General features: G+C 34.8%; 11 protein-coding genes and 1 pseudogene. 4 read left to right on the top strand and 8 right to left on the bottom strand.

What is annotated here, in order from left to right; all coding sequences use genetic code 11:
- Positions 1-38: 38 nt before the first annotated feature.
- The gene (cifA, locus tag EA652_RS05080; protein ID WP_103412384.1) at positions 39-1,463 is read right to left on the bottom strand and encodes a cytoplasmic incompatibility factor CifA; all 1,425 of its coding nucleotides are present in this window, start codon (positions 1,461-1,463) and stop codon (positions 39-41) included.
- 242 nt (positions 1,464-1,705) lie between these two features.
- On the opposite strand from cifA, the gene EA652_RS05075 reads away from it, so the two are divergent.
- A complete protein-coding gene (locus EA652_RS05075; RefSeq protein WP_012673190.1) occupies positions 1,706-4,135 on the top strand; it encodes a TomO hydrophobic C-terminal domain-containing protein in 2,430 nt (809 codons plus the stop codon).
- A 702-nt stretch (positions 4,136-4,837) separates the two neighbouring features.
- Here EA652_RS05075 and EA652_RS05070 read toward each other — a convergent pair.
- The 6 genes and pseudogenes from EA652_RS05070 to apaG all read right to left on the bottom strand — a co-directional run bounded on the left by EA652_RS05070 (position 4,838) and on the right by apaG (position 9,212).
- Entirely contained in the window at positions 4,838-5,377 is a 540-nt protein-coding gene (locus EA652_RS05070; RefSeq protein WP_010082266.1) for a pyrimidine dimer DNA glycosylase/endonuclease V, read from the bottom strand.
- On the bottom strand, positions 5,378-6,151 hold the full coding sequence (locus EA652_RS05065; protein WP_007550849.1) for an Rpn family recombination-promoting nuclease/putative transposase: 774 nt from the start codon (positions 6,149-6,151) through the stop codon (positions 5,378-5,380).
- Positions 6,148-7,695, bottom strand: a complete 1,548-nt coding sequence (ltrA, locus tag EA652_RS05060) for a group II intron reverse transcriptase/maturase (protein ID WP_006280223.1) — start codon at positions 7,693-7,695, stop codon at positions 6,148-6,150. The genes EA652_RS05065 and ltrA overlap by 4 nt, the downstream gene beginning before the upstream one ends.
- Positions 7,696-7,732: 37 nt before the next feature.
- Entirely contained in the window at positions 7,733-7,876 is a 144-nt protein-coding gene (locus EA652_RS07050; protein WP_173862902.1) for a hypothetical protein, read from the bottom strand.
- 454 nt (positions 7,877-8,330) lie between these two features.
- A pseudogene (locus tag EA652_RS07485) lies at positions 8,331-8,576 on the bottom strand (PD-(D/E)XK nuclease family transposase); the annotation flags it as partial.
- A gap of 234 nt (positions 8,577-8,810) precedes the next feature.
- Positions 8,811-9,212: a Co2+/Mg2+ efflux protein ApaG gene (apaG, locus tag EA652_RS05045; RefSeq protein WP_007549064.1), complete on the bottom strand. Its 402-nt coding sequence runs from the start codon at positions 9,210-9,212 to the stop codon at positions 8,811-8,813.
- A gap of 96 nt (positions 9,213-9,308) precedes the next feature.
- On the opposite strand from apaG, the gene EA652_RS05040 reads away from it, so the two are divergent.
- Positions 9,309-10,373 carry a 5-(carboxyamino)imidazole ribonucleotide synthase gene (locus EA652_RS05040; RefSeq protein WP_007549063.1) on the top strand — a complete coding sequence of 355 codons (1,065 nt, stop codon included), beginning with the start codon at positions 9,309-9,311 and terminating at the stop codon, positions 10,371-10,373.
- A 958-nt stretch (positions 10,374-11,331) separates the two neighbouring features.
- On the opposite strand, the gene EA652_RS05035 is transcribed toward EA652_RS05040, so the two are convergent.
- On the bottom strand, positions 11,332-12,543 hold the full coding sequence (locus EA652_RS05035) for a bifunctional 2-C-methyl-D-erythritol 4-phosphate cytidylyltransferase/2-C-methyl-D-erythritol 2,4-cyclodiphosphate synthase (protein WP_007549062.1): 1,212 nt from the start codon (positions 12,541-12,543) through the stop codon (positions 11,332-11,334).
- A gap of 86 nt (positions 12,544-12,629) precedes the next feature.
- On the opposite strand from EA652_RS05035, the gene EA652_RS05030 reads away from it, so the two are divergent.
- A complete protein-coding gene (locus EA652_RS05030) occupies positions 12,630-13,538 on the top strand; it encodes a PGAP1-like alpha/beta domain-containing protein (protein ID WP_007549060.1) in 909 nt (302 codons plus the stop codon).
- 37 nt (positions 13,539-13,575) lie between these two features.
- On the top strand, positions 13,576-14,640 hold the full coding sequence (locus EA652_RS05025; protein ID WP_007549059.1) for an AI-2E family transporter: 1,065 nt from the start codon (positions 13,576-13,578) through the stop codon (positions 14,638-14,640).
- Positions 14,641-14,753 lie beyond the last annotated feature (113 nt).

The following is a 14,753-nucleotide window of genomic DNA, read 5'->3' as shown; positions in this document are numbered from 1 at the left end:
TGCTAAGACCAGAAAAACCACTCACATTAATGAGTAGACTAGATTCTTCTTTTCTTATGAGAACCAGAAATACCACTCACACTAGGAGCTTCAAACTCAGACTGTGGGCCATCACCAGAACCATCAAGTGGCAAAGATACCTTAGATTGAGACCGCAAATTATTCCAAGGACCATCACCTACAGAAGGTAAAGTTACTTTCTCTAACTGAAGAAATAACTCTTCTGCAAACTTGCCGTAATCTACACCTTTCCTCTTTCCTTCCCTACCACATATTCTAAGATTTTCTATCATGACTTCTTTAAAAAGGTCAAACTTTTCAGGAAAGCAACCTTTGGCAAATGAAATCATATCTAATATTTCTTCTTTCTCTATTTTCCTATCGGGCTTACAAACATCTTCTCGTTTCCAATTAATGATTAATCCCCCAAGTACACTCTTTATAGGAACTGTATAATTAGAAGTATTAACAGAGGTCTCTCTGTATTCAGCAAAGCGTTCACATTTCCAAATCTCCATAATAAGGGATCTAGCTTGAACACTTAACTCAGGATTTTTCAACATCACATTTGAAAGTGAATAAAGAAAAAGTTCATAGTCTTGCTGTGAGAATATCTTGTCCGAACAGTCTCCTCCTGCTGAAACGCCTTTATAACACCAGCACTGTACCAAATCATGAACCGTATCAAAAAAACATGACTCTATTAATTCAGCAAGAAGGGAATATACTCCCTTATCTTTCTGCAATAATTTCTGTAAAAGAGTATCTTTATCGCCTATATTCCTTACACAAAAATCTAAAATAGGAGCGTCTTTCTTAACAGATTGAGGACGAGAAAGAGCAACAATAGCTTCTGTAAGCTTCTTCTCCTTATCTTTTTCCTCTAACTGATTATAAAAATACTCTACCCCTTCGCTCCACTTAAGTTTTACAGCACTGTCAAAACCTTCTACTGCATCATACTTCTTTAATTCCCCAGATTCTCTATCGATCCAGAAATCAAACACAGGACCATTTCTCTTCATGGATGATAGCAGAATGTTTCTTACATATTGATCACTGATCGGATTACCTTGACTATCTACCTCTTCTGAAGTAAATTGACCTCTAGAGAGTACAAACTGTTTGTTGAAAAAATCACCTATCTTGCCCGTTATACAGTACCTAGATGCCATACCATACCTTGGTAGTGGGTTATCGATTTCTCCTATTTTCTCTTCAGTCAATTTCTGACCTAAAACAGTATTATTTAACCTTGTACCTAACCAACAACCTTCATCTCGAAAAACATTATATAAGAATTCCAGCTTATCATCCTTAAAAAGTTTGATATACTCTATATAGGTCTCGACCCACCTTTTAATAGCTAACTTTCTTCCAGCCGCAATGTCACGATCTGTATGTTTTATCACATCTTGTAGCTTTTTAAGCACTTCAGCCTGACGTTTTGTTTCTATTGGCATTTAAACCTCCCTATATCATGAAAACAACGCTATGGTACTAAATTTGTAACTAAGTTACAACACCTAATTACTCCAGAAAGACCTATTTGATACCCAAACGTTCTGGTCAGGCCTAGAGAAATCTGTCTGGAATTATTGAGTATTTTCTAGAAATCTTAATTTGACAGCTAACACCAGGTTTTCTGGAGACTATAGGTGATGCACTTTTTCTATTTATATTCCCAAGAATAAGGTCAGTAGATATGTTGTTTTCCAGAAGAATATTAGTAAGATTAATTGGAGAAGTGCTTATGACTTTAACTAAGTGTGTTTTAACTTCGCCCTTAAGTTCTGTTCAGCAGTATCTGTTAGTGTTAGGTAAGGTTATGGTTGTAAATACAAAATCCGATCAGCAGAGGGCTGAAGATGATCTATATACTGTTTTGAGATTCAAAGAAAAAGGAGATTTTGAAAGACGGATAAGAGAACTGCTTGTTAACGATTATAAGAAACTTAAAAAACCACTGAGCAAACTCCTTGGTAAGTTAGAAAGTAAAATAAGGACTGATAAAGAGAATAACCAAGCAGCCAGAAACGTTTATGATCAAATCAAAAAATCTAAAACTAATGAAGATAAATTAAGTAATTTATTGAACTTTAAAAAACAGCTAAAAGCTTTCCTAAAAAATCAAGATGATTGTAGTATTGTGTTAAATGCGATTGACTCTGCAAGTGTTATCCCTGTTATTGAAGTTAATGGTGTGCATCCAAAAGATAGTGAGATCAAAAAGTTAAAAAAAGCTCAACCTCTCACCTCTAACAGACAAGACTTTGAAGAAGCTCTAGGATACATAGAATCACAAGAAAAAGTTATGGGAATTACATTAGAGGAAATTATGGAATACAAGCAACACTCTGTTAAGATTTTTCTACTGAACCGTGTTCATTCATGCAAAAATGGGCATTCTCAATTGCATCCTGATGTAAAAGAAGCTATAGCAATATTATCAAATGATAAGCTGAGAGCTTTCTACGATGAAGAAGTAAAGAAGAAGACGCTACAACCAATATTGTCCTACAAAGAATGTGAACAATTATATGATAAAATTAACTATGAAAAAAATGAATCTCGTATTATAATCGAAAGAGAAGAACTTGGAGAGAATGTTAGGAGGGTAATGGGAGTGAAGCGCTTTACGAATGAAAGCAGTAGAGAAGATCAGAAAAATGGTACTAGTCCAACAGGAACTTCTACAAATTATAGACAAGAGCAAGTTGCCTCTAGTGGTGATAGAACACTTTATAATAGTGATATACCTTCACTAGGTAGATCGATTAAGAGCAGCCGAAGTGCACTGTTTATGCCATTTGGAGCTTCTGTTGATACGAGTACCCCGATTAAACCTGCCAATCCATCTAACCTAGTTACCACTGGTGAGAATTATACTAGTAATGCAGATCTGAGTGATGAATTGAACGTAAGTGAAGTAACTAAAATTGTTGAACGAATGGAGCTATTATCCAATAGTTTAAAAAAAATCCAAGAAATTGTGGAAAAGCTGGGTAATACTACACTAAGTGAAGAAGTGATAGTTCATGAGAGACATTTCAAAAAGTTTATGGATTTTGTAGGAGAAATTCTCGTAAATATTGGTACAAGATTACCACAAAGTGATTCTAAAAGCATGTATCTTGAACAAAAATTGAAGGGATTGGAAAAGATGAATGAATCCTTAAATAACAGTGTTCAAGAGTTAGAGAAAAAAGTAGATAAACTTGAAAAAGAGAATAAAGATTTTCTAGCAGAAAATGATGAACTTAAGGAAAAACTTGCTACAGCGAAAGAAGAAAAGGAATTGCTATTTAATAAAAAAGAAAAGATGCAGGAAGTTATAAATGGGCTGAATGAGAACAATCAACGATTAATGCAAAAAATAAATGGGTTAGAAGATGATTATGAGTATTTGTTAAGAGCGGAAAAGACAAAAAGAGAAACCGAAGATTCGTGTATACAAGTGGAGGATGCAGATATACCGGAAGGAAAAGCTGAGTTATGTAAAGACTATGAAATTAAACTAGTAAAGCTGGAACAAGAGATAGATGCAAAAGGGAAACAATGTGAGGAATTGCTATTAGAAAATAGTATATTACGAGGAAATATAGAACGATTAAAGGAAGAGAATAAACGATTAGAAGGCATTGAAGAAAGCTTTAGTATCGATCCCTCACATTTTTGCTCTGTAAAAAATTTGCATGATGAGCTTATTCTAGCTAATGAACAGCCGGAAAATATTGATATATCAATCCAGGATGAGATGGATTCAAAAGTTGCCACTGAGTCTGTGGGTGTTAATGTAAAACAAGGTTATAGTAAAAGGACTAGCAACCTATCTCGAGTCTCTGAACAAAGTTCAGCAGTAAAATCTCAATTCTCAGAAGCAAGAGCTCAGAGTAGAAAGCAAATAATTTATGCCTCTGCTTCTCTTATATTATCTGGAGTATTTGCTGTTGGCACAAGTTTAACAATGTCTCATTTAGGAATATCTATTTCACTTGCTTTGACTGCATTAACTTTCCTTACATTGGGATGTTATTGTTCATATAAGGCAAGTACAACGCTTAGGAATATTGAACTTGATCGAACTTTTAAAATGGCTGATCATGAAGCTGTTTTTATGGTTCCCAGCTTATAACTATGTGGAAAAATATATTGTTTTACTCACCCCAAGAAAAGAGATAATGGGAAAGATAAAAAGGTCTATCAGTTCTCGGTGCGGCAGATTAATTTCTGACGGTGATATAGAGCATTACTTATTTCTCTAGAGAATAGGGAATTGGCGAATAGAGTTCTAGGTGTAGAAGGAGATATAGATGAAGAAAAGACCAGATTTAGTAGAAAAATATAAGGGCTTCTTTGTAAATGATAGTAAGGGAACAGCAAAGTAGTTATATTAAGGGACTGGTTTTATGTTCTGAACTCAGATTTTCGTTAGGTTATAAAAGAAGTAATATCGAGACCTTACTTTGAAATTCCAGATTATCAGAGTACTTTGCTCTTCTGAAGTGAGTGATGTTGGAATACCTCTGGATCGCAGTACTAATAACCAAAATTAAAGAGTAAATAGTTTATAATTTAAGTATTTATAATAGAGAAATTAGCATGTATCTAAATTTGAGCAGCAAATACCTTGAAATTACCATCAATTCAGTAAAATTGAAGAGTTTTAATGGTTTAATCATGTAAAGTATTCAATAAACTGCCGTTTTTAAATTTTATCAGACTCAGTTAAAAGAGTGGAGATTTTAATGATTTACCTCAAATCTAATTAAGAGTTAAAGTGAGAAGATGTTTTAGTTTTTTTGCACCTTCCTCTCTACTAATTAAGGCGTTCTTTTTATTTGCGGCTTTTCAGACGTACGATTCTGCTTAGCAACCAATCCGGTACTTCTCTACCCTTTTCCCACTTAGCAAACCTCATCTTTTCTTTTAGGTAGTACTCTCTGTAAGCTTTTACTGAATGACTAGACTTATATTGATCTGGTAACGCCTGTACAAAAGGCTTTATATCGGTTGATTGAAAAACAAGCAAATTCTTATTACTATCACACCAATCTATAACTTCTTCTGATCTATGTTTTCTTTTATATCGCCAAGTATACTCTTTGCACAGCTCCCTTCCGTATTTTATTAACCAGAAAAAGTTCCCTTTGGATTGTCTAGCCCATAGAGAACAAGGGTGGTTTTTGTGAGTAAGTTTATATGGAACTTCTATATTCTGGTCTGTGATGCTGACTAAAGGATTTGGCACTTTTAATGCTATTGAAAAAACATTACTCAGTAACTGAGCAGTTTCTAATAGCATTTTTACTATATGCTTATCACATAACATTTTTGCCGCAATCTCTGGGTTTTCATCTAGTACAAAGATGTTCATCTAAACATCCAAAGAGCTTAAGTCTTTAATTTCATTAGCTGTAAGACCAGTAGTTTGAGCTATGATATCAATAGAAACTCCTGCTTTAAGTAGATTCTTTGCAACTTCAATTTCCCTCTCTTTTCTGCCTTTTTCATGTCCGATGAGGATGCCTTTTGCAGTAGCATCATCAAGTTTTTGAGCAAGGACAGCCTGTTCATCAAGAATACGTTTTATTTCCTGTTCATAGGCAATAAATTCTTTTTCTGACCAGTTGAACCTATTTAGTTCTTCATAGGCCTTTTTAATTATTAGATCACTACCTATTATTTTTTCCAGCTCTTCTTCACTAGTCTCATCTGCATATTTAAAGAAGTAGACCCATTTCTCAACAATACTTGAAAGCTGATCTTCTTTGGTTTTTGGAAATTTAGGCAACTCAATAAATATAAAGTAAAAATCTTTTAGATCATGTTCATTAGTATCTTCATCGCGAATGGTATGCTTTGACTTATACTCAGACTTATCAGGAAATAAAATACAGTCTGCTATAGCAATAAAGATAATTTCCTTAAGGTCATGATATTGATCGCCTTTGTCAGCCTGTCTTGAATAGGCTTTAGCAGCATAGTATTGAGCACGTTTTTCAAAGCCCTTAGTTTTAGCGAGCTGGTTAGGTAAGGAAGTAGTATTGCTACTACTCCCTCCCTTAGAAACGCAGCATGCAGGTTTCCCCACACTACGCTTGAGCCCCTTATCTAAGTCCTTCTTTTCTCGAACCGGCTTGTCCTTCATGATTCCTCAGAAAACATCATTCTTAATGGTGACACCAACAGTAGAGAACCTTCTCTTGAGAAAGAGCTTGCTAACATTTTTGTTTGTTTCACTCTTTCATCAAAATACTTTTTCCATTTTAAGTCAAGTGGATTTGCATCCGCCCTGATTTTAACATGTCGTCTGATAGGTATATCAATCAACCTAAGCAGTCTTAAATACCTTATCTCTTTCGGTTTGTTCTTGCATATGGGTGCAGCAAAGACCCATTGGCGTTGTTTCATTACCTTGAAGTAACGATTCTTTATCCAACGTAATCCTTTACGAGGATGTCTTTTCTTTGCCCATTTCCATAGAGCACACATAATTTCATGGTCTATTTTGTTAAAAGCTCTTTTCGCACACACATGGCTGTAGTAATTTCCCCATCCCCTTAATAGGGAATTGAGCAACTTGATTAGTACGGCCTGAGTGTTCGCTATGTTTGCCTTTATCAATGTACGTGCTTTATTAAGAAGTTTCTTAATACTTTCTTTTGAAGGTTTTATAATTAACTTCTTATTATACCTGCGTACATTACAACCAAGAAAGTCAAACCCTGTTGTAATAGATGTAATTTTTGTTTTCTCTTCGGAAAGGATAAGACCTCTCTCCTGAAGAAAGGACGATACTAGAGGTTTTACTTCATTTTCCAGTACTTCACGTGTGATTCCTGAAATGATAAAGTCATCTGCGTACCTGATTACATTTACTCCACTTCTGATTTTGCTTCTTCTTTTACTGCCAAGTTTACCAAATTGACTTTCCAATGATTTTTCAAGTCCATTTAGGGCTAGATTTGCTAGTATTGGAGAGATGATACTACCTTGTGGGGTACCTGCAGTTGTGGAATACAGAGTTTTTGATTCTAGGAAGCCAGCTTTTAACCAGCTATGAAGAATTTTCTTCTCCATAGGAATATGCTTCATGAGCCATTCATGGTTAATGTTATCAAAACACCCTTTAATATCACCTTCGAGTATCCATTGTAGTTGGTTACGGCTTGCCAGTAACAAGTGACAAGCCACAGTAGCGTCTGCGCAGGATCTTTTTGGTCTAAAACCATAAGAGTGACGATCACTGATCGTTTCAGCTATCGGTTCCAAAGCAAACAAGTATAATGCTTGCATGGCTCTATCTTTTATCGTAGGGATTCCAAGAGGTCTTCTTTTGCCATTAGACTTACTGATGTATATCCGTTTTAGCGGAGAAGGTTTGTATCCTCTTTGTTTTAATAGCTTTATTCCTTGAAATTTTGTGTTGCAAGTTGACCATATTTGACGATCTACACCTGCTGTGTTTTTTCCTTGGTTTTCAGTTACTCTCTTAACCGCCAAAGCTTTGCCGCTAAAAGAGCGTGTGAGAAGGTGTTGTAAAGTTTTCACCTTACCCCATCTGCCTTGTTGGACAGCCTTAACAATACGCCTCTGTAGCCTCATAACAACTTTTTGGCATTTCTTCCAGGGTAACTGGTTCCATGCTTCGGAGTTATTGGTAGGTGCACTTACAGTTGTACTTGTAATCATCTGCTTTCCTACCTTAAGTGGTTAACAAAGTTTCTTGTCATGAGGGACCAAATGGAAGTCTGCTCGTTTTCACGCGAATTAATGTTACAAATTCTATCCATTTCGTTACAAAATGGCATTCGCTTTCTCCATTATCCTTTACCTGCACATCCATCAGCATTCCTTGCGGGTTGCCTGCCATATAGGCGAAAATACAGGCTTATCCTGTTCCTTTTGTCATACAATAGTGGGTTAGGTGGCTTCTCTATACCGGTGGAATTATTATTTGCGTACATCCAGAAATGAAAAATGTAACTCATCCACATTACCTTTTGGTCGGAGCTTATCAGCATCTTTAGCTCTTTAATCGTTACGATACTTATGAAGCTTCACTTACGTTCACCATACCACTAAGCCTAGCCCTCCAACCACATGATGCTTGTAGTTTATGCTTTCTCTCACGATTGAGCATCTTCTTTATCAAGAGGAGGTTCATTGTCCGCGTCGCTCGGCACCAACTGGTTACCCAATTCGCACTGATGCGTAGACTCAGATGGCAAAACATCTGGTTCAATAAGCTTTAGAATCCTTTCAGTTTCTTTCTGAATGAATTCCTCTCCTTTTAAACAATATGACCGAAGGCTTTCAGGTCGCACCATTTCTGCTATATATCTATTTCCGTGAGAATCCTTGCAGAGAACATCAACAATACTTTGTTTATCAGAGGCAACTTCGGGATCCATAATAGTGCTAAGAAACTCAACTTCTTGTATTGCATTTATCTCAGTAAACCCTAAAATATCGTTCAAAAAGTGGATCAGGATATTCTTATTTTTTTCCGTTCCAAAGATTTTTTTGAAACACAAATCATTGCGAGGATCGAGAAATTTTGAAAGAGCCATGGCAAAAATGCTTGAAAATATTAATAATTATACACTATTATTAACAATTATTCAACCATATTTTTGAAGATAGCTATAGCTAACACGTCATAACCGCCACGAACCGTCATACCGCGATTCATTCGCGGTATCTTAGCATAGATCCCGCTAACAAGTAGCGGGATGACGATTGTGTATCGTGCTTTGCTAAAAATCACAGAATGCAGTCTGGTTACAAATAAACTATTTTGACAGTTAATGGGGTCTAGTTTTGATGTATGGACTATCCAAAGAAAAGGGTGGTATCATAACTTCAAAAACTTTTATGCTTTCTTCATTCAGAAATTCATACTTACCCTGCATTATTCCTGACGGTACATTTAAGTATGTTCCACTTGTGTATTTAAATACCTCTCCAGATTTTATCACAGGTTGTTCTCCGATAACACCAACTCCGGCAATTTCATTTACTTTTCCCTTATAATCTATTATTTGCCAATGACGACTTAACAATTGAATAGTTGATTGGCTTTTGTTTTTTATCTTAACGTTATACATCCATACATAGCAATTTTCATAAGGAATGGATTGCTCTTCAATATAAATTGGTAAAACTGTAACTTCAACAAAGTTGGTAGTTAGTGTGTATTCTATCATTATAAAATATTCATGATAAGAAAATAGTATCTTAATTATATACTTTTTTCATAGATTTTTCAAGTATACTTTAATTAGGAAGTATCAATTTATAGTATGAATGAACCAGATGCGCTTAGCAAAAAAGTAATAGGAATAATAGGTGGTGGACAATTAGGTAAAATGACTGCTATCGCTGCAACAAAACTTGGACAAAAAACACATGTTTTTGCCAGTGCTAAAGACGATCCGGCTTGCTCTGTTGCTGATGATTTCACAATAGCAGATTTCTCTGATAAGAAAGCTCTTGAATCTTTTGCACAGAGTGTGGATTTAGTTACTATTGAGTCTGAAAATATTCCATGTAGTGCAATTGATATCGATGTAAATTTTTATCCGGGTAAAAAAGCGTTACACATTTCGCAGAACAGACTGAGAGAAAAGGATTTTATTAAAAACTTGGGTATAAAAACTGCTAACTATAAGAGTATACAAAATTATAATGAGCTACTGAAAAGCAGTAGAGCTTTTGGCTATCCAACAAGGCTGAAAACAACAGAAATGGGTTATGATGGAAAAGGGCAATATGTGCTTGAGAATGATTCTGAAGTGAAGCAATTTGCTTCCTTTGATTGGAATACAGAGTACATTCTTGAAGCAAGTGTTGATTTACTGAAAGAGGTTTCAATAGTCGTTGCAAGAGATAAAAACGGTAAAGTAGCTTTTTTTCCTATAGCAGAAAATTACCACGTTGATGGAATACTTGATACTTCAACAGTGCCAGCTAAAATAGATAGTAAATTAACTCAAGAGGTACAACGAGCTGCAAAGAAAATAGCAAATGCGCTTGATGTAATAGGAATTCTGGCTATTGAATTTTTTGTTACTAAGGATAACGAATTGTTAGTTAATGAACTAGCTCCCAGACCTCACAATTCTTGCCACTGGAGCTTGGATGCATGTAACGTTAGTCAATTTGAACAACTGGTTAGGATAATATGCGGGCTACCTATGCAGGAAGTAGTATTACGCTTTCCTTGTATGACGAAAAATATAATAGGTAATGATATATATGATTCTCATAAGTATTTGAGCAACGAAAAAGCTAGTTTAACCATATATGGGAAAAAAGAGGTTAGGGATAAGCGTAAAATGGGACATGTCAATATAGATTTAAGTTAACAGTTTTTCTACGTCATACCGCCACAACTGTACGAACATTGTGATATGATGAGATGTTACATAGTAAACGGTGTCATTCTAGCACCTCTTTTCCCGTCATCCCGCTGCTTGTTAGCGGGATCTCATTTCACTTTGTGAAGGTGTCATCCCAGCACCTCTTTTCCCGTCATTCCGCTGCTTGTTAGCGGGATCTCATTTTACTTTATGAGGGTGTCATCCGAGTAGCCCCTTTCTCGTCATCCCGCTGCTTGTTAGCGGGATCTCATTTCACTTTATGAAGGTGTCATCCGAGTAGCCTGACTACTTGGATCCAGGAATTTTATTAAGTTGGTAAGCATAAAAGTGGCTGATCTTATGTTAAAACACAACGTTCTTGATGAGATTACAGCAAGGCTGGATTCCAGCGTCAGCTACTTGAATGACAGCAGTCCTACGTCATGCCGCCGCGGTATCTCTAGATCCCGCTAACACGTAGCGGGATGACGGTTGTCGTTTAGCCATAAATGTTTAAGAAATTTACCAAACGAAAAAAAAGGCAAAAGAAGCCCCGTGGTTGGCTAGTTACTTACATTATACTTTCAAGTATGGCGTTTTTTTATTCTAAACGTTTAATAACCGCGATTCATCTGCTTTTAAGCCGCAACTAATCTAAATTATAAACATTAAGAAATTTACTAAACAGAAAAAAAGGCAAAGAAAACCTAGGGTAGCTAATTACTCACTATCCATTTTTTAAGTTGGCGTTTTTTGATGTTTTAAATGCTTTATAAGCGCATTTTAGCTTGTATAGCTAGAAATTTGATAAAGACATAAGGTGCACATAGTGCAAAAAATTAAACATGAGACGCCAAATACGTTGAGTTTTTTTGTCATTTAATCTGTACAGAGAAGATAAATAAATAGCTTCAGTTTCATGATAAGGGGGCTGGCGAAGGGTGTCAAGTAAGTTTTTTCGTTTCTATTTCCAATAAAAGTTTGTATGCAATAACACAGAAGCATGCACTGCTATTCCTTCATTTCTTCCAATATAACCTAATTTCTCTGCAGTGGTTGCTTTGATATTTACAAATTCATCATCAATTTCTAATGCTTTTGATATGAATTTCTTCATTTCTACTTTGTAAGGCGATATTTTAGGCTCTTCACAAACTATAGTAATATCTAAATTAGACACGCTGTACCCTTTTTCTTTTGCTTTTTTAGCAGCAAAGTCAAGAAAGTGAGATGAATTGCAATCTTTCCATTCAGAGGAACTAGGAGGAAAGTGCTCTCCTATGTCGCCATATCCCAGTGCTCCGAGTATTGCATCAACGATTGCATGTATTGCAACATCACCATCAGAGTGCGCTTCTATTGCCATGTTGTGTTCAATTTTCACACCGCAAATTTTTATAAAGCTTTCAGCACCATTTTGAACTTTAATGAACTTATGTATATCATAACCGGTTCCGACACGAAATTTTGGCTCTTCAAAAAGGAGTTTTGCCATATTGATATCTTCTTTTGTGGTTAACTTAAAATTGCTTTTTTCACCTTTAATAATCACAACGCGCTTTTTGTGCTCTATCATTAGCGATGAATCATCAGTAAATTCTTTGGTTGATTGGTGACATGATAATAGTTCTTTAAAGTTAAAAATTTGAGGAGTTTGTATGGCTCTAAGTTTTTCCCTTGAAATTGTAGATTCAATGAAATTATTACTTACCAATGACATAGTATCTTCAACATCTATTGCTGGAACTACTCCTGTATATTGATCATTAATCATGGACTGAGCCAAATTATCTATCAGAACATTTGACACAAAAGGCCTACAAGCATCGTGTATAACTACAAAATCTGGGTTAACTTTTTGTAAGCTTTCAAGCCCTAGTTTAACTGAACTTTGCCTGTTTTCTCCTCCATATATTGGACTTAGTAATTTAGTGTCTGTAATTAGTGATATAGCTTTCTCATAGAAGTTTTCATGGTCTCTATTAATTGCTATTCTTATGTGATCTATATATTGGTTAGTCAGAAATCTTTTAATTGTATGAAATAAAACAGATTTACCTACAAGTTCTGTATACTGCTTAGGAATCGTAGAACTGCATCTACTGCCTACTCCTGCTGCAACTATTAATGCTGCTATTTTGTATTTCTTAAGTCTGTTAGTGTGCATATTTATCATTTTCAGCGTAAGTGTATAGTAACAGGTTATTTACAGTTTTAAAAAAAGAGTGTATTATTTTAATTAAGATATAATATGATGCTAGAATGCACATTACTAAGTGTAATAAGGAAAATGAGATACACCTTATATTCTTTCATGGAATAGGGGATAACTATAAAAGTGCTCACAATTATGTACAAGGTTTAAATGGATCAAATAATAACCATGCACATAAATATCCAAGCGCATTTCAGAACTACATAACTTATGCTGCAGTTAGCTTTTTGTTCCTCGTGGCATCTGTATCAGCGCCCATTGCAATATTACTACTTATAAGCCCCATAACAGCTGGAGTAGTTGGTTTAGCAAGCTTAGCTGCTCTAACTTGCATTTTTTTATCCTTAATGCTTATTTTTATTCCCTTTATAAATAGAGATCAAAGTTTGCTTAAGCCCTCGATAGAAGAAATCAATAAATTAATGGACAAGGGTGTGAGGCCTGAAAACATTATACTTTTTGGCCATTCCTTTGGAGGAGCAGTTGCATCGGCAGTTTTGAAGCACTTTGCAGACAAAAACGTTAAACTTGGAGGTGTTATTTTTACTAGCACTTTCAGCTCTTTTCATACAGCAATAGAGCATTTTCCGATCCCTCAAGCAAAAATTTTAAGTATGTTGCCCCCATCCATTTTTAAAAAATTGCTAAAGGCTTTAGATCTAGATTTTGATTTAGTAAACGATATACGAAAGTTGCGAGATGAAGGAAAATTGAATACGCCAATAATAGTTATTAATAGCAAAGAAGATTACTTAGTACCACAGCCTGCACAATTGGCGCACGCAATAGAAAATGATGTATTGCTACGTGGAAAATTGATCAAGACTGTTAATTCGAAAAGGTGTGAAGATGATCCACATAACGGAGTTTTATCTAGTTGGGAATTGGGTGAAAATTTGACTGATCTAATACTTAATAAAATTGATAAAACAATGAATAGACAGTATTTACAATAAACTGTATATTTTTCAGTAAATTAGCTATGCTAAAAGCATGCAAAAACGTCATATAACTATTTGTTTTATACTGCTTTTTATAATAGGGATGTTATTCCTGATGCGTCCTATGATTTTTCCATGTTTAATATCTGTTGTTATTGCATATTTGTTTAATCCGCTAGTAGTTAAGTTTGAAAAGTATAGAATACCGCGTTCATGTTCTGTAATTTTTATAATACTTATTTTATTAATAGCTTTTATACTAGTCATAACATTTGTTTTACCTATTATATATGTTCAAATTACTTCAATATTAAATTTCTTAGTGAGTAAAGTGCCTTCATTAAAGCTTAAAGTAATCCCCTCTGTATTAGAATTTCTTAATATAAAAATCGAGGATAGCTTATTTGATCATTTATCTAAAAATCTAGCAGAAAATTACAGCAACTATGTATCTTATTTCATGAATGCTCTTGATATTGCTAGTAACTTTATAATCCAAGTGTTAAGTTCAAGCTTTAACACGGTATCATTAATGGTGATTACTCCTGTAGTGTTTTTCTATATATTACGTGATTGGCCTTTAATTATAGAAAAAGCTAGTAAATTAATCCCTATTCCTTACAGAGGAAAAATTGCAGATTATTTTTCCAAAGTGGATTTCATTATATCTAATTATCTAAAGGGGCAGGTAAATGTATGTATTGTCATGATGGTCTTTTACTCTGTGAGTCTGAGCATAATCGGATTGGAACACTCTATTGTTATTGGAATTTTATCAGGAATGTTAACGTTCATACCTTACGTAGGGCCATTATTATATACCATTATTGGGTTTTTGAGCGCCATCACTCAATTTAGTGGATGGTTTGAAAGTGCTGCCGTTTTGCTATTATTTGGTGTTGGACAATTAATAGATTCAAATATATTAGTTCCTTTATTAATAGGAAAAAAAGTTCATATACATCCAACTGTAATTATTCTGGGAATTACTATATGCGCTTCATATTTTGGATTTACAGGTATATTACTTTTTATTCCAATAATAGCAATGTTCAATGTATCAGTAGAATATGCAATCAATAAATATTTTAAAAGTGAGCTTTATAAAAACGGCTAACAGACCTTTTGCATAATCAATTTATGGTAAGAGGAGAAATGAGCCCAGAATACCTGACACATTTGAGGAGCGTAAGTAAATTTCTGCGCAAAAATTACTACCAGAAAGAGGTT

Origin of the sequence: Wolbachia endosymbiont of Drosophila ananassae, from assembly GCF_008033215.1 — a bacterium.
Classification (GTDB): domain Bacteria; phylum Pseudomonadota; class Alphaproteobacteria; order Rickettsiales; family Anaplasmataceae; genus Wolbachia; species Wolbachia pipientis.
Note: the sequence above shows the minus strand (reverse complement) of the source record. Positions and strands in the feature narration are given on the sequence as shown.

Bases quoted from the DNA above. Each gene is read 5' to 3' on its own strand.
- cifA (WP_103412384.1), bottom strand. From the start codon at position 1,463: ATGCCAATAGAAACAAAACGTCAGGCTGAAGTGCTTAAAAAGCTACAA.
- EA652_RS05075 (WP_012673190.1), top strand. From the start codon at position 1,706: ATGTTGTTTTCCAGAAGAATATTAGTAAGATTAATTGGAGAAGTGCTT.
- EA652_RS05070 (WP_010082266.1), bottom strand. From the start codon at position 5,377: ATGAACATCTTTGTACTAGATGAAAACCCAGAGATTGCGGCAAAAATG.
- EA652_RS05065 (WP_007550849.1), bottom strand. From the start codon at position 6,151: ATGAAGGACAAGCCGGTTCGAGAAAAGAAGGACTTAGATAAGGGGCTC.
- ltrA (WP_006280223.1), bottom strand. From the start codon at position 7,695: ATGATTACAAGTACAACTGTAAGTGCACCTACCAATAACTCCGAAGCA.
- EA652_RS07050 (WP_173862902.1), bottom strand. From the start codon at position 7,876: ATGGCAGGCAACCCGCAAGGAATGCTGATGGATGTGCAGGTAAAGGAT.
- apaG (WP_007549064.1), bottom strand. From the start codon at position 9,212: ATGATAGAATACACACTAACTACCAACTTTGTTGAAGTTACAGTTTTA.
- EA652_RS05040 (WP_007549063.1), top strand. From the start codon at position 9,309: ATGAATGAACCAGATGCGCTTAGCAAAAAAGTAATAGGAATAATAGGT.
- EA652_RS05035 (WP_007549062.1), bottom strand. From the start codon at position 12,543: ATGATAAATATGCACACTAACAGACTTAAGAAATACAAAATAGCAGCA.
- EA652_RS05030 (WP_007549060.1), top strand. From the start codon at position 12,630: ATGCACATTACTAAGTGTAATAAGGAAAATGAGATACACCTTATATTC.
- EA652_RS05025 (WP_007549059.1), top strand. From the start codon at position 13,576: ATGCAAAAACGTCATATAACTATTTGTTTTATACTGCTTTTTATAATA.